General features: G+C 67.6%; 13 protein-coding genes. 6 read left to right on the plus strand and 7 right to left on the minus strand.

Annotated elements, in window-relative coordinates; translation table 11 throughout:
• Positions 1-274: 274 nt before the first annotated feature.
• The 5 genes from AC5P5X_RS00730 to AC5P5X_RS00750 all read left to right on the plus strand — a co-directional run bounded on the left by AC5P5X_RS00730 (position 275) and on the right by AC5P5X_RS00750 (position 7,607).
• Positions 275-1,381: an efflux RND transporter periplasmic adaptor subunit gene (locus AC5P5X_RS00730; protein WP_049448774.1), complete on the plus strand. Its 1,107-nt coding sequence runs from the start codon at positions 275-277 to the stop codon at positions 1,379-1,381.
• A complete protein-coding gene (locus AC5P5X_RS00735) occupies positions 1,378-4,503 on the plus strand; it encodes an efflux RND transporter permease subunit (RefSeq protein ID WP_329762631.1) in 3,126 nt (1,041 codons plus the stop codon). The genes AC5P5X_RS00730 and AC5P5X_RS00735 overlap by 4 nt, the downstream gene beginning before the upstream one ends.
• The gene (locus AC5P5X_RS00740; protein WP_111189392.1) at positions 4,496-5,092 is read left to right on the plus strand and encodes a GNAT family N-acetyltransferase; all 597 of its coding nucleotides are present in this window, start codon (positions 4,496-4,498) and stop codon (positions 5,090-5,092) included. The genes AC5P5X_RS00735 and AC5P5X_RS00740 overlap by 8 nt, the downstream gene beginning before the upstream one ends.
• 168 nt (positions 5,093-5,260) lie before the next feature.
• Complete coding sequence (locus AC5P5X_RS00745; protein WP_005414320.1) at positions 5,261-6,781, plus strand: alanine/glycine:cation symporter family protein; 1,521 nt, start codon at positions 5,261-5,263, stop codon at positions 6,779-6,781.
• On the plus strand, positions 6,774-7,607 hold the full coding sequence (locus tag AC5P5X_RS00750; RefSeq protein WP_111189391.1) for a TrmH family RNA methyltransferase: 834 nt from the start codon (positions 6,774-6,776) through the stop codon (positions 7,605-7,607). The genes AC5P5X_RS00745 and AC5P5X_RS00750 overlap by 8 nt, the downstream gene beginning before the upstream one ends.
• A gap of 162 nt (positions 7,608-7,769) precedes the next feature.
• Here AC5P5X_RS00750 and AC5P5X_RS00755 read toward each other — a convergent pair whose 3' ends face one another.
• The 4 genes from AC5P5X_RS00755 to AC5P5X_RS00770 form a co-directional block, all read right to left on the minus strand.
• Positions 7,770-9,191 (minus strand): M28 family peptidase, encoded by a 1,422-nt coding sequence (locus AC5P5X_RS00755; protein WP_111189390.1) that lies wholly within the window; start codon positions 9,189-9,191, stop codon positions 7,770-7,772.
• A 224-nt stretch (positions 9,192-9,415) separates the two neighbouring features.
• Positions 9,416-9,820, minus strand: coding sequence for a large-conductance mechanosensitive channel protein MscL (mscL, locus tag AC5P5X_RS00760; protein WP_005410819.1), 405 nt, complete (start codon positions 9,818-9,820; stop codon positions 9,416-9,418).
• Positions 9,821-9,874: 54 nt separating this feature from the next.
• A complete protein-coding gene (locus AC5P5X_RS00765; protein WP_012481114.1) occupies positions 9,875-10,591 on the minus strand; it encodes a fumarylacetoacetate hydrolase family protein in 717 nt (238 codons plus the stop codon).
• A 75-nt stretch (positions 10,592-10,666) separates the two neighbouring features.
• A complete protein-coding gene (locus AC5P5X_RS00770) occupies positions 10,667-10,948 on the minus strand; it encodes a hypothetical protein (protein WP_005410817.1) in 282 nt (93 codons plus the stop codon).
• Between the two features lie 178 nt (positions 10,949-11,126).
• Here AC5P5X_RS00770 and AC5P5X_RS00775 point away from each other — a divergent pair, with 178 nt between their 5' ends.
• A complete protein-coding gene (locus tag AC5P5X_RS00775) occupies positions 11,127-11,462 on the plus strand; it encodes a Rieske (2Fe-2S) protein (protein ID WP_111189389.1) in 336 nt (111 codons plus the stop codon).
• A 381-nt stretch (positions 11,463-11,843) separates the two neighbouring features.
• On the opposite strand, the gene AC5P5X_RS00780 is transcribed toward AC5P5X_RS00775, so the two are convergent.
• The 3 genes from AC5P5X_RS00780 to AC5P5X_RS00790 are packed head-to-tail and all read right to left on the minus strand — an operon-like array spanning position 11,844 to position 15,247.
• Positions 11,844-13,691 carry an SLC13 family permease gene (locus AC5P5X_RS00780; protein ID WP_111189388.1) on the minus strand — a complete coding sequence of 616 codons (1,848 nt, stop codon included), beginning with the start codon at positions 13,689-13,691 and terminating at the stop codon, positions 11,844-11,846.
• Positions 13,692-13,718: 27 nt separating this feature from the next.
• A complete protein-coding gene (gene trmB, locus AC5P5X_RS00785) occupies positions 13,719-14,453 on the minus strand; it encodes a tRNA (guanosine(46)-N7)-methyltransferase TrmB (protein ID WP_099485282.1) in 735 nt (244 codons plus the stop codon).
• On the minus strand, positions 14,453-15,247 hold the full coding sequence (locus tag AC5P5X_RS00790) for a thiazole synthase (protein ID WP_005410813.1): 795 nt from the start codon (positions 15,245-15,247) through the stop codon (positions 14,453-14,455). Before AC5P5X_RS00790 ends, trmB begins: the two co-directional genes overlap by 1 nt.
• Positions 15,248-15,285 lie beyond the last annotated feature (38 nt).

The following is a 15,285-nucleotide window of genomic DNA, read 5'->3' on the forward strand; positions in this document are numbered from 1 at the left end:
TCCGCCGGCTGAAAAAAAACCGGGGCCGGATCCCCGCCAGGATCCGTCCCCGCCCGACGCCCTCTGTCGGGCAGCTTCGACTCTACGATGGCAACGCCCGTGGTGCACGGCTGGATACAACCCGACACACGCCGACACCGCCAAGGGCAGCCTTGCACGGAACGGGTTCAAGGCGCTATCACGGCTTCGGTTCCACGATGGTAAACGCTTGGCACATACCGCTTTTGCGGGGCCTTGCCTACACTCGGCGGCCGTGGATCAATCAGGACCATTCATGTTGGCTCGTATCGCTTCGACCCTGGCCCTTGGCCTCAGCCTGGCCGTGTTGGCCGGGTGCGCAGGCAAACAGGAGGCCGCCGCGCGTCGGCAGGGCGAAGCAGTGCCGGTCACGGCGCAGGTGGTGCAGCCCATGCAGTGGAACGACACCCTGCAGGCGCTGGGCACGGCCAAGGCGCGCGAGTCGATCAGCGTCACCGCCAAGGTCAGCGAAATCGTCGAGAAGGTGCATTTCGAAAGCGGCCAGCACATCGCCGCCGGCGCACCGATCGTGACGCTGCGCGGGCAGGCCCAGGAAGCGGCGCTGGTGCAGGCGCAGGCCACCTTCCACGAGGCCGACCAGTTGTACAAGCGCCAGCGCGAGCTGGCCTCCCAGCGGCTGGTGTCCAGCGCCACGCTGGATACGCAGAAGTCGATCCGTGATGCCGCCGAGGCGCGCGTGATGCAGATGCAGGCCGACATCGGTGATCGCCGTGTGCGCGCACCGTTCGCCGGCGTGCTCGGCATCCGCCAGGTCAGCCCGGGCTCGCTGGTGACCCCGACCACGGTCATCGCCACGCTCGACGACATCGAGCACATGCACATCGATTTCCAGGTGCCGGAAGTGGAACTGGCCGCACTGGGCGTCGGTGACAAGGTCAGCGCCACCAGCGTGGCGTGGCCGGGCCGCACCTTCGAGGGCGTGGTCAGTACCATCGACGCACGCATCGACCCGGCGACCCGTGCGGTGACCGTGCGCGGCGATTTCGCCAACAGCGACCACGCGCTGCGCCCGGGCATGCTGCTGGACGTGCGCCTGTTCCGCCCCGAGCGCCCGGCGCTGGTGGTGCCGGAAATCGCCGTGGTGCAGGTGGGCCGCGACACGTTCGTGTACCGCATCAAGAGCGACGACAGCGTCGAGCGCGTGGACGTGGTGACCGGTGCGCGCCGTGCCGGCGTGGTTGAGATCAAGCAGGGCCTGGAAGCCGGCCAGCGCATCGTGGTCGATGGCACCGGCAAGCTGCGCCCGGGCCTGAAGGTCGCGGCCAAGGATGCGGCCCCGGCCAGCGGTGCCAAGCCGGCGGATGCACCGGCGCCGGTCGCGGCCGAGGGCCACGGCGGATGAAGCTGTCCGACATCTCCATCCAGCGGCCGGTGTTCGCCGTGGTGATGAGCCTGTTGCTGCTGGTGCTGGGCGTGATGTCCTTCACCCGCCTGACCCTGCGCGAACTGCCCGCCATCGATCCGCCGATCGTGTCGGTGTCGGTGGACTACACCGGCGCCTCGGCGGCGGTCATCGAAAGCCGCATCACCCAGGTGCTGGAAGATGCGCTGGCCGGCATCGAAGGCATCGATACGATCAATGCGCGCAGCACCAACGGCCGCTCGCAGGTCAGCATCGAGTTCACCTCCAACCGCGATATCGAAGCGGCGGCCAATGACGTGCGCGATGCGGTCAGCCGCGTCGCCGACCGCATGCCCGAAGAAGCGCGTCCGCCGGAAATCGCCAAGGTCGAGAGCGATGCCGACCCGATCATCTGGTTCAACATGGTGTCCTCGACCATGGACACGCTGGAGCTGAGCGACTACGCCGACCGCTACGTGGTCGATCGTTTCTCCAGCCTCGATGGCGTGGCCCAGGTCCGCATCGGTGGCCGCCAGCGCTATGCGATGCGCATCTGGCTGGACCGTGACCAGCTGGCCGCGCGCGGGCTGACCACTGGCGATGTGGAAACCGCACTGCGCAACGAGAACGTGGAATTGCCGGCCGGCCGCATCGAGTCGACCGACCGTGACTTCACCCTGCGCGTGGAGCGCAACTACATCAAGCCGGAAGACTTTGCGACCATCCCGCTGGGCAAGGGCCGCGACGGCTACGTGGTGCGCATGGGCGACGTGGCGAAGATCGAACTGGCTTCGGCCGAGCGTCGCGCGTACTACCGCAGCAACGGCGAGCCGGGCATCGGCCTGGGCATCGTCAAGACCTCCACCGCCAACTCGCTGGACGTGGCGCGTACCGCGCGCGCTGAAGCCGAGCGGGTGGCACTTACCCTGCCCAAGGGCACGCAGATCTTCGTCGCCTTCGACAACACCACCTTCATCGAAGCCGCAGTTGACCGCGTCTATGCCACGCTGGTGGAAGCGATGATCCTGGTGCTGGCGGTGATCTGGCTGTTCCTCGGCAGTTTCCGCGCCGCGTTGATCCCGGCGGTGACCGTGCCGGTCTGCCTGGTCGCGGCGTTCATCGCGCTGTATGCGTTCGATTTCTCGATCAACCTGCTGACCCTGCTGGCCCTGGTGCTGTGCATCGGCCTGGTGGTGGACGATGCGATCGTGGTGGTGGAAAACGTGCAGCGCCGCATCGACCTGGGCGAGCCCCCGCTGGTGGCCTCCAAGCGTGGCACCACGCAGGTCGCCTTCGCGGTGATCGCCACTACCGCGGTGCTGGTGGCGGTGTTCCTGCCGGTCGGTTTCCTGGAAGGCAATACCGGCCGCCTGTTCCGCGAACTGGCGGTGGCGCTGGCGGCGGCGGTTGCGTTGTCCGCGTTCGTGGCGCTGACGCTGACGCCGATGATGGCCTCCAAACTGCTCAAGCCGCACAGCGGGCAGGCACCGCGCGGCCTGCATGGCTTCGTCAACCGCAACCTGGAGCGCCTGGCCTCCGGCTATGGTCGCGTGCTCGACCATCACGTGGACCGCACCTGGATCTACCTGCTGGTGATGGTGGCCGCGCTGGCCGCCAGCTGGGGCCTGCTGAAACTGCTGCCGTCGGAACTGGCGCCGGCCGAAGACCGCGGTTCGTTCCAGATCATGATCGACGGCCCGGAAGGCGCCGGCTACGACTACACCGTGCAGCAGGTACAGCAGGTGGAAGCGCTGCTGGCCCCGCACGTGGGCGCCGACAAGCCGATCGTGCGTGCCAACCCCCGCGTGCCCGGCGGCTTCGGTGCCAGCGAGGAAATGCACACCGGCCGCGTCAGCATCTTCCTGCAGCCGTGGCGCCAGCGCAGCGAGGCCACGCCGGACGTGGCCAACGCACTGCAGAAGGAACTGGACACCATCCGCGGCGTGCGCGTGCGTACGCAGGTGGGCGGCGGGCTGGTGCGCAGTGGCGGCCAGCCATTCCAGATCGTGCTGGGCGGCCCGGAATACGCCGAGATCGCGCAGTGGCGTGACCGCATCCTGCTGCGCATGGCCGACAATCCGGGCCTGGTCGGCCCGGATTCGGACTACAAGGAAACCCGGCCGCAGATGCGGGTGAACATCGACCGCCAGCGTGCGGCGGATCTCGGCGTGCCGGTCACCGCGATCGGTTCGGCACTGGAAACCATGATGGGCTCGCGCCGCGTCACCACCTTCGTCGACAACGGCGAGGAGTACGACGTGCTGGTGCAGGCCGGTCGCGATGGCCGTGCCAGCCCGGCCGACCTGGCCGCGATCCGCGTGCGCGCCACCTCCGGCGAACTGGTGCCGCTGTCCAACCTGGTCACGCTCAGCGAAGTGGCCGAGGCGGGCACGCTGAACCGCTTCAACCGCCTGCGCTCGATCACCATCACCGCCGGCCTGGCACCGGGCTATCCGCTGGGCGAGGCCATCGCCTGGACGCAGAACGTGGCCCGCGAGGAACTGCCGCAGTACGCGCAGGTGAACTGGAAGGGCGAATCGCGCGAGTACCAGAGTGCGGGTGGCGCGGTGCTGCTGACCTTCGCGATGGCCCTGCTGGTGGTTTACCTGGTGCTGGCCGCGCAGTTCGAGAGCTTCATCCACCCGCTCACCATCATGCTGACCGTGCCGCTGGGCGTGCTCGGTGCCTTGGTCGGGTTGTGGGTGAGCGGCGGCACGGTGAACCTGTTCAGCCAGATCGGCATCGTCATGCTGGTCGGCCTGGCAGCGAAGAACGGCATCCTCATCGTCGAATTCGCCAACCAGCTGCGCGACGACGGAAGAACCGTGCGCGAGGCGATCATCGAATCGGCGATGGTGCGCCTGCGCCCGATCCTGATGACCTCGATCGCCACCGTGGTCGGCGCGATTCCGCTGGTGGTGGCCGGTGGCCCCGGCTCGGCCAGCCGTGGCACGATCGGCATCGTGATCATCTTCGGCGTAACCCTCTCGACCTTCCTGTCGCTGTTCGTGGTGCCGGCGTTCTACGCGCGGCTGGCCCCGTACACCCGCTCGCCGGAAGCGGTGAAGCGCGAGCTGGAGAAGCAGGAAGCCGAATCGCCCTCGGTGGGCGGGCATGCCTGACCGGCCTGCCGGCGGGGTCGAACCAGGGGTCGGATCCCTTTCCGGAACGGAAAGGGCTCTGACCCCGCCCCTACAGGGAGAAGGTTTCCGCCTGCGCCCCTGGCGCCCGGAAGACCTGGAATCCCTGCTGCGCCATGCCAACGACGCCGAGGTATCGCGGGGCCTGCGTGATCGCTTTCCGTACCCGTACACGCGCGAGGATGGCGAGGCCTTCCTGGCGGGCCGCGTGCTGGCCCCTGGCACGCTGAACCTGGCCATCGAGATCGACGGCCAGGCCTGCGGCAGCGTCGGTGCCCAGCAGGGCGTGGCCGAGCGTGGGCATACCGCCGAACTGGGTTACTGGCTCGGCCAGGCCTACTGGGGCCAGGGCGTGATGACCCGCGTGGTTGGCCTGTTCGCACCGTGGGTGATGGACGAACTGCGCCTGTTCAGGCTGCAGGCTAGCGTGGTCGACTTCAACCTCGGCTCGGCCCGTGTACTGGAGAAGAACGGCTTCCAGGAAGAGGGCGTGGAGCGCTGTGCGGTCTACAAGCGCGGCGTCCTGCACGACCTGCGCCGCTTCGCCCGGGTACGCACCCGGCTGCCCTGACCCCAACCTGCCACACGGGCGAACTGGGGTCGGAGCCCTTGCGCGGCGCGCAAGGGATCCGACCCCATCCTCTTGGCGCTACCGCAGCGGCCTTCGATCAGGGAGAATCGACCGGTCCCTTCCAGCCGACGGGACGTCCTTACAACCCGCCGACTGGAGAGAGCGCGCGTGGAAGCAACCGTACATTTCATCAACAGCATCATCTGGAGCAAGGCACTGATCTTCGTGTGCCTGGGCGCCGGCCTGTTCTTCAGCCTGCGCACGCGCTTCATGCAGATCCGCGGCTTCCTCGAGATGTGCCGCCTCACCGTCAAGGGTGAGAAATCCGACGCCGGCGTGTCCTCGTTCCAGGCCCTGGCCATGTCGATGGCCGGCCGCATGGGCATCGGCAACATCGCCGGCGTGGCCACCGCCATCGCCTTCGGCGGCCCCGGTGCGATCTTCTGGATGTGGGTGATGGGCTTCCTCGGCGCGTCCACGTCGTACGTGGAATGCACCCTGGCGCAGATCTACAAGACCAAGGACGCTGAAGGCCGCTACCGCGGTGGCCCGGCCTACTACATCGAAAAGGCCATGGGCCTGAAGTGGTACGCGCTGGCCTTCGCCATCGCCACGATCATCGCCGCCGGCTTCCTGATGCCGGGCGTGCAGGCCAACGCGATCGCCGACAGCATCATCAACGCCTGCCGCGGCACCGCGCTGTGCGGGCCGCTCGATGGCCAGGCCTTCGGCATGGAATCGGTGCAGGCGCTGAAGCTGGGCATCGGCATCGTGGTCGCGCTGCTGCTGGGCGTGGTGATCTTCGGCGGCGTCAAGCGCATCGCCAACTTCGCCGAAGTGGTGGTGCCGTTCATGGCCGCCGGCTTCATCCTGATGGCCATCGTCATCATGATCATCAACTACGACCGCGTGCCGGAGATGTTCAACATCATCTTCAGCAGCGCCTTCGGCACCCACGCCGCGTTCGGCGCGATGATGGGCCTCGCAGTGGAGTGGGGCATCAAGCGCGGCATCTACGCCAACGAAGCCGGCCAGGGTTCGGGCCCGCATGCAGCGGCCGCCTCGGAAGTCTCGCACCCGGCCAAGCAGGGCTACGTGCAGGCCTTCGCCATCTACTTCGACACGATGATGGTGTGCACCGCTACCGCCTTCCTGATCCTGGCCAGCGGCACCTACAACGTCTACTCGCCCGCAGGTGCCGGCGCCCCGCCGATCTTCCAGGGCCTGGCCGGCATTCCCGAAGGCGCCGGTTACGCCCAGGCCGGCGTGGAAGCCGTGCTGCCGGGCTGGGGTTCGGCGTTCGTGTCCATCGCCATCTTCTTCTTCGCCTTCACCACCATCATGGCGTACTACTACATGGCCGAGACCAACCTCAGCTATGTGAACCACAACAGGAAGCGCCCGCTGACCGTGCTGGTGCTGCGCCTGGGCATCATCGGCATGGTGGTGTTCGGCGCGTTCCATAATGCGACCCTGGCCTGGGCGCTGGGTGACATCGGCGTCGGCCTGATGGCCTGGCTGAACATCATTGCCATCCTCATCATCCAGAAGCCGGCCATGCTCGCCCTGCGTGATTACGAACGACAGAAGAAGCTCGGCCTCGATCCAATCTTCGACCCCGATGCCCTGGGCATCAAGAACGCCGATTTCTGGCGTCAACGCAAGCTGGAGTTGTCCCGTAGTGAATGATCCCTGGAAGAATGCCCGCCGCCCGTCGTCGCGACCGCCGCGGGCCACCCCGCTGCCACCGCGTGAGGGCGGCACCCCGCCGCCGCCGGGGCGCGGCAACGACGAACTGCGCCTGTATGGCTGGAACGCCGTACAGGCCCTGTTCGCCAATCGCCCGCAGGCGCTGCGCAAGCTGTACCTGGTGGACGCGCTGATTCCGCGCATGCAGCCGGTGCTGAAGTGGTGCGTGGCCAACCGCGTGGGCTATCGCGTCGTCGAGGAAGGCGATCTCAACAAGCTGGCTGCCACGACCCATCACGAAGGCCTGGTGGCCGACGTGCTGCGTGCGCCGGTCGTGCCGCTGGCGCAGTGGCTGGCCGATCTGGAGCAGGGCCCGGTGCTGGCGTTGTGGCTGGATGGTGTTGGCAACCCGCACAACTTCGGCGCGATCCTGCGCTCGGCCGCGCATTTCGGCGTCAAGGCGCTGCTGCTGCCGGCCGGCAGCACGCTGGCGCTGTCCGGTGCTGCCGCACGCGTGGCCGAAGGCGGGGCGGAGTCGGTGCCGCTGGTGCAGCTGCCGGAGACTGCTCAGGCGATGGCGCAGCTGCGTGCGGCCGGCTTCGGGCTGGCGGCGACCCTCGTTGAGGGTGGCGACGACGTGTTCCGTGCGTCGCTGCCGGAGCGGCTGGTGTACGTGATGGGCGCCGAAGGCGAGGGCATGGACCGCGGCCTGGCCAGCGAATGCGACATGCGGGTCTCGATTCCCGGCAGTGGCGCGGTGGAGAGCCTGAACGTGGCCTCGGCCACGGCCGTGCTGCTGGCGCAGTGGGCCAGTCGACGCGGGTGATCCCGTATCCGGGGTCGCATGATCGGGGTCGGATCCCTCGCCGCAGGCGAGGGCTCTGACCCTGCCGGGTTCCTGATTCAGGACCCGCCTTGGTGGGTGCGAACCTTGGTTCGCACCGCTCCTGCCGCTGCGCTCGCCGGGCATGGCCCGGCGCTTACCGCATCATTCGTTCGGTGGCGTGGTCGCCTTGGCTTCGCTGCCGAAACTGCCATCGGCTTCCGCCGCCAGGTACGCGAACACCGTATACGCGGCCACGTTCTGCGCCAGCGCCTTCGGGTCGATCTTGTCCAGCGTGTCGTCGGCGGTGTGGTGCAGGTGGAAGTAGTCCGAGCCGTCCTGTGCCAGCCACGCCCACGAACCGCCCTTGGCGGCCAGCGGGCCGACGTCCGGGCCCGGGCCACCCTTGTCGGCCTGGTACTCGATGCCCAGCGGCTTCATCACTTCGGCAATCTGCTTCGTCGCTTCACGTGAGCCTTCCGGATTCGGTGAACCGGTATTGAAGGCGTAGATGCGGCCTGCGCCGAAGTCGCTCTCGGCGGCCAGCTGGTGCAGGGCCACGTCCTTGGCGTGTGCCTCGGCATAGGCCTTGCCGCCGTAGAGGCCCTGTTCCTCGTTGGCGAAGGCGATCACGCGGATGGTGCGCTTCGGTGCCTGCTTGAGCTGGCCGATCAGGTGGCCGGCGGCCATGGTGATGCCCACGCCCGCGCCGTCATCGACCGCGCCGGTGCCCAGGTCCCACGAATCCAGATGGCCGCCGATCACCACAACTTCCTTCGGCAGGCTGCGGCCGGTGATCTCGCCGATCACGTTGTACGAGGTCGCCGTACCATCCCAGCCACAGTCCAGCGCCACCTTCACCGTGGTGCTGCCACGGGCCAGCAGGCGCGCCAGCTGGTCGGCATCGGGCACCGACAGTGCCGCCGACGGCACCGGGGTCAAACCATCATCGAAACGGGTGATGCCGGTGTGCGGCACGCGGTGGGAGTCGGTACCGGCCGAGCGCATCAGGAAGCCCACCGCGCCCTTGCGGATCGCTTCTGACGGTCCCTTGCTGCGGATTGCACCGCCGCGGCCGTAGTCGCGGCCATCGCGGAACGGCAGCATCTGGTAATCGACGAAGGCGATCTTGCCCTTCAGCGAACCGGCCGGTGCCGCCTGCAGGGCGGCCAGATCGGCGAAGCGCACCACCTCCGCTTCCACCGTGCCGCCCGGGCTGCCGCCCAGCGCAGTGATCTGCAGCGGCTGCGGGTTCCTGCCGGTCACGGCAGCGTGTTCACTGCGGCGCTCCCACTTCGGGAAGGTCACCGGTTCCTTCCACACCTTGTCGAAGCCCAATGCCTTGAACTTGGCTTCGGCCCAGGCCACGGCGCGGGCGTCGGCCTCGCTGCCGGCGATGCGCGGGCCGATTTCGGTGGTGAGCGATTCGACCACCTTCCAGCCGGTGTCATCGGCCAGCGCCTGGTCGCGCAGCTGTGCGGCGGTGGCCAGCGACGCCGGGGGCAGGGTGGTGGTATGCGGCGCCGCGAAGGCCGGGGCGGCCAGCAGGGCGAGGGAGGATGCGATGGCAAGGACGCGGCGACGCATGGACAACTCCGGGAAGGGACCAAGCCTTGGAGCTTAACAGTCGTTCAGCCCGGCGCATGGGCGGGAGGTCATGGCTGGCGCGAACGCTGTTTTCCGCCATGTCCGGCAAAGCGAAAGCCCTGCCGGAGCGGGGCTTTCGCGCAGTCGCGGTAGTGCCGGCCGCTGGCCGGCTTCCGTATGTGCTGGCCTTGCCGGCCAGCGGCCGGCACTACCGTTCTGCCGCCTTATTTCTTCAGGCTGTCGCGGATCTCGCGCAGCAGCACCACTTCCTCGGCCGGTGCGGCCGGTGCAGCCTCCTGCTTGCGCGACAGGCGGTTGATCGCCTTGACCACGATGAAGATGGCGAAGGCCACGATCACGAACTGGATCAGCGTATTGATGAAGTCACCATAGCCGATCACCACGGCCGGAATCTCCTTGCCGTCCGGCCCGATGCGGGCCGGTGACAGCGTCCACGCCAGCTGCGAGAAATCCACCTTGCCGATCAGCAGGCCCAGCGGCGGCATGATGATCTTCTCGACCAGCGCCGTCACGATCTTGCCGAAGGCCGCGCCGATCACCACGCCGACGGCGAGGTCGATGACGTTGCCGCGCATCGCGAATTCCTTGAACTCGGTGAGCATTCCCATTGTTGTTTTTCTCCGGTGGGGAAGTGGACAGCGCGCAGGGTAGCGCAGCTGATGTCAGCCGGCGATCACGCCGTGGCGCTCGGCCACATTTTCCAGGCGCGCGCTGAAGCGGTCGCCGGGCTTCAGTGCAGCCACGCCTGACGGGGTGCCCATGAACACCAGGTCGCCGGCACGCAGCTGCCACAGCTTGGACAGCTCGTGCAGGATCTCCGGCACGTTCCAGATCATCTGGTCCAGCAGCGCCTGCTGGCGCACCTCGCCGTTGACCTCCAGCGACAGGTTGAGCGCGGCCAGATCGCCGACCTCTTCGGCGTGGACGATTTCGCTGATCGGCGCGGAGGCATCGAAGCCCTTGGCCGCATCCCACGGGTGGCCCTTGTCCTTGGCCGCAGCCTGCAGGTCGCGGCGGGTCAGGTCCAGGCCGACGGCGTAGCCGTAGACCAGTGCTTCGGCATCGGCCACGGCCAGTTCGCCTGCGGGCGCATCACGGCCGATCGCCACCACCAGCTCCACTTCGTGGTGCAGGTTGGCGGTCGCCGGCGGGTAGGGGATGGCGTCGTCATGGCCGACCACGATCGCATCGGCCGGCTTGCTGAAGAACATCGGGCGGCCACGGTCATCGGCCGCCGGCACCGCCGCGCCCATTTCGCGGGCGTGGTCGGCGAAGTTGCGGCCGACGCAGTAGATGCGGTGCACGGGGAAACTGCCACCGCCCACCACCGGTACACGCGGCAGGGCTACGGCAGGGATCACATCGGAGACATCGGACATGCGGGCATCCAGGAAGGGCGTGCCCGCAGTCTAGAACGCATGGCGCCCGCCGTCAGCGGGCGCGCAGGAGGTGGATCAGCGCGAGGCCGGCAACACCGGCTTGCGTACCACGCGGTACTCGCCTTCGACCACGGTCGGGTCGACCGGACGGGCAACACCCGGCTTGCGCGAGGCCAGCAGCTTCCACGCCAGGCCCACCAGGATCATCGCCGCACCGACGAACACGCCGATGAACACCATCGCGGCCAGGATCGCCAGGCCAAGCAGGCCCACGGCAACGCGCACCAGCGGGTGGCGCGGCTTGCGCGGCGCGAACAGGGTGCGGAACTGGTTGAAGGCGGATGCGCGATTGAACATGGCGGCTCGATAGGCTGGGATCAGCGAAACCAGAGTATCGGGACGCGCCACTGTCATTGAGTGAAAAACTCGTTAAATATAGCCTGTGCTTATTACGGATCAATGACTTGTGTTCATGTCGCAGCCAGTCACCTGAGTGGGCGTGCGACAATGCGGGTTTACTGTCCGAGCCTTCGCCATGACTGCCCCTGCCGCCCTGATCGCCCTTGATGCCATTGCCGATGGCGCGTTTGCCGAGGTCGAAGCGGTGGTTGATGGCGATGCCGAATCGCTGGTGCTGTACCGCGACGGCGCGCAGGTGCGTGCGTTCCTGAACATCTGCCCGCACGCCGGCCGCCGCCTGGACTGGGCCCCGGGCCAGTTCCTGAAGAGCCGCGAGGGCCACCTGGTGTGCGCCGCGCATGGCGCCTCGTTCACGTTGGACAGCGGCGACTGCATTGCCGGCCCGTGCAAGGGCGACAGACTGCGCGCCGTACCGGTGGACGTGCGCGACGGGCAGGTTTACCTGGCCTGATGTAACCGGTGTGCGGACCAAGGTTCGCACCCACAGGATCAATGGGTATCCACATCAATGGGTATCCAGAGATTCATCCACGCATGGCGTGGATCTACGGTGTCGACCAAGGTCGACAGCTACCAGAGCGAGATCCGTGCCGACCAACGGTCGGCACCCACCACCAGCCTCGTGAAACCGTCGAAGGCGGGGCACTGTGGGTTTGCGGGGTGTGAGCGGCATGGATGCCGCGACCAAGCCCCCATGGATGGGTTTACGGCGTCCCCGCAAACCCACAGTGCACCGCCATCCCACGGAATGCACGCTTTTGCCGTTGATGTTGCCGGCCAGCGGCCGGCACTACCGGGGTGCAGGGCGCAGCCCTGCCAACAAACCCAACCCTCAGAACATCAGGTTGATCATCAGCACCACCACGCAGGTGTAGATCAGGGACAGCGGGCCGCCGACCCGCCACATCTCGCGCGGGGTGTAGTTGGCCGGGCCGGTGATCATCGAGATCACCGGGTTGGAGGCCGTCATCAGGTTGTTGGACGCCGACAGCGCCACGATCAGCGCGAACGCGGTCGGGTTGCCACCCGCCGCCAGCGCCAGGTTCACCGCAATGGGCACCATCACGATGGTCGCGCCCACATGGCTGATCACCAGCGAAAACGCCGTGGTCAACAGCGCCAGCGCCACCTCCAGCACCCACACCGGGATGCCGGTAGGCAGCTTGTCGATCGTATGCCCGGCTACCCACGCCGCCGCGCCGCTGGAATCCATCGCCCAACCGAGCGGAATCAGCCCGGCCATCATGAACACCGTTTTCCAGTTGATCGAGGCATACGCCTCGTCCATGCGCAGCACGCCGGTCAGCAGCATGCCGGCCACGCCGGTCATCAGCGTCAGCGCCACCGGCAGCTTGCTGGTCAGCGCGATCAGGATGGTCAGCGCGAAGATCGTCATGGCGATCTTGAACTTGTGCGGGCGCTGCTCACCGGTGGGATAGTCGGTGACCACCACGAAGTCGCGGCTGCGCGCGGCCTGCGCCAGGTCGGTCCAGATGCTGTGGAAGACCAGCATGTCGCCGGCGCGCAGCTGCACATCGCGCACGTCCTCGCGGATCACCTGCTTGTCGCGGTTGATCGCCAGCAGGCTGATACCACGCTCCTTGCGCAGACGCAGGTCCGCGGCGCTCTTGCCGATCACGTTCGAGGTCGGCGGCACCACCGCCTCGGAAATACCGGCACGGCTCGGGTTGAACAGGTCGCCCAGGTGCTTCAGGCGCGAAGACATGCGCAGGAACTGGTTCTGCGCGAAGTCGTTGATCTGCTCGCGCGGGCCCATCGCACCGAGCACGCTGCCGACCCAGATGCGCATTTCCGCCGGCGGCGCCAGGCGGGTGTCGTTGCCGGTTTTCAGGGCCAGCAGCAGCGGGGCATCGTGCAGGTTCTCGGCCTCGCCCAGGGTCATGCCGACCAGCGGGCTTTCGGCACTGACCACCAGCTCGAACACATCGCCTTCGATGCCGTAGGTCTTGGCGAAGTAGCTCTCGGTGCGTGCCGGCGTGACACCGTCGTTGACCAGGCTTTCTTCTTCAACCAGCTTGCGGTCGCCGTAGTAGCGGAAGTACAGCAGCGAGGCGATCAGCAGGGCCACGCCGATGGGCAGCGGCGCGAACATGCGCAGCGGCTCGATGGTGGCCAGGCCCGAGGGCAGGTTGTTGTTGGCCGAGGCCAGCAGGTCGTTCAGCAGGATCAGCGGCGAGTTGCCGACCATGGTCAGCGCGCCGCCCATCACGATCGCCGCCGAGATCGGCAGCAGCAGGCGCTGCAGGGTCAGGCCCGTGCGCGCTGCCAGTCGCGAGGCGACCGGCAGGTACAGCGCCATCACCGACGGGTTCTGCATGAAAGAGGAGTTCAGGCCGGCAATGGCCGTGGTCATCATCAGCAGCCGCTGCTCGACGCCATGGCCGCGCCGCAGCAGCCACGCGGCCAGCCGGTTCAGTGCCCCGGTGCGGTCCAGGCCCGCACCGAGGATGGTGGTGGCGATGATGCTCATCACCGCGTTACCGGAGAAGCCGCCGAAGATCTCCTCCGGCGCGATCAGGCCGGTGACACCGAGCACCACCAGTACCACCAGCGCGACCACATCGGCGCGGATGCGCTCGAACAGGAACATCGCCATCGTGAAGCCGACCAGCCCGAGCACGAGCTTCATGTCGTTGGTCAGCGTCAGCGCGGTATCCATGTGGGGCGCGGCGTCCTCAGGCGTTGATCAGGTGCGGTCGTACAACAGGTCCCAGACGCCGTGGCCGAGCTTCTGGCCGCGGGTCTCGAAGTGGGTCTGCGGGCGCCAGTCCGGGCGCGGCACGCTGCCACGCGGGCCGGCACGGTTGACCAGGCCGGCAGTGGCATCGAGCACGTCCCACATCTGCTCAGCGTAGTCTTCCCAGTCGGTCGCGCAGTGCAGGCGGCCACCCGGGCGCAGCTTGCGCACCAGCAGGTCGGCGAACGCCGGCTGCAGCAGGCGGCGCTTGTTGTGGCGCTTCTTGTGCCACGGGTCCGGGAAGTAGATGCGCACTTCATCCAGCGCGCCGTCGGCGATCTCGTTCTGCAGCACCTCCACGGCATCGTGGTGGTACAGGCGCACGTGGTCGGCGTTGTCCTCGGCCAGCGCGTTCAGCAGGCGGCCCACGCCCGGGGCGTGCACCTCGATGCCGATGTAATCGCGCGACGGGTCGTGCTGGGCGGCGAAGCGCAGCGCGGCACCGTTGCCGAAGCCGATTTCCAGCACCTTGCGCGCCGGGCGGCCGAAGGTGGCGTCCAGGTCACGCGGCTGGCCGTTGTAGTCGATGCCGAAGCGCGGCCAGCGTTCGTCGAACGCGCGCTGCTGGGCGGGAGTGAAACGGCCCTGACGCAACACGAAGCTGCGCACCTCGCGGCGGCCCTCGCTGACGGTGAAGGGCTTGGGCGGGGCCTTGGAACCGGCGCTGTCGAAAGGATTGGTCATCAGCCGATCAACCCATCCACCGGCGAGGACGCGCTGGCATAGCGCTTGCGCGGAATGCGCCCGGCCAGGAAGGCTTCGCGGCCGGCCTCGACTGCCTTGCGCATGGCGCTGGCCATCAGCACCGGGTGGCGTGCACCGGCAATGGCGGTGTTCATCAGCACGCCGTCGCAGCCCAGCTCCATCGCAATCGCCGCGTCGGAGGCGGTGCCCACGCCGGCGTCGACGATGATCGGCACCTTGGCGTCTTCGATGATCTGCAGCAGGTTGTACTTGTTCTGGATGCCCAGGCCCGAACCGATCGGCGCGGCCAGCGGCATCACCGCGGCGCAGCCGATCTCTTCCAGGCGCTTGGCCAGGATCGGGTCATCGGAGGTGTAGACCATCACCTCGAAACCGTCCTTGACCAGCTGTTCGGCGGCCTTGAGGGTCTGCACCACGTCCGGGTACAGCGACTTCTGGTCGCCCAGCACTTCCAGCTTGGTCAGGTTGTGGCCGTCCAGCAGCTCACGGGCCAGGCGACAGGTGCGCACGGCATCTTCGGCGGTGTAGCAGCCGGCGGTGTTGGGCAGGATGGTGTAGCGCTCCGGCGGCAGCACGTCGAGCAGGTTCGGCTCGCCCGGGTTCTGCCCGATGTTGGTGCGGCGGATCGCCACGGTGACGATCTGGGCGCCCGCGGCCTCGGTGGCCAGGCGGGTTTCTTCCAGATCCTTGAACTTGCCGGTGCCGGTCAGCAGCCGCGAGCCATAGGTCTTGCCGGCGATCACCAGCGAATCGGGGGAGACATGAACGTTCATGGCGCGATTATCGCCTATCCGCCTGAAGATGGGATCAC

The sequence above is a fragment of the Stenotrophomonas sp. YJH_SMC_91 genome, from assembly GCF_059368495.1.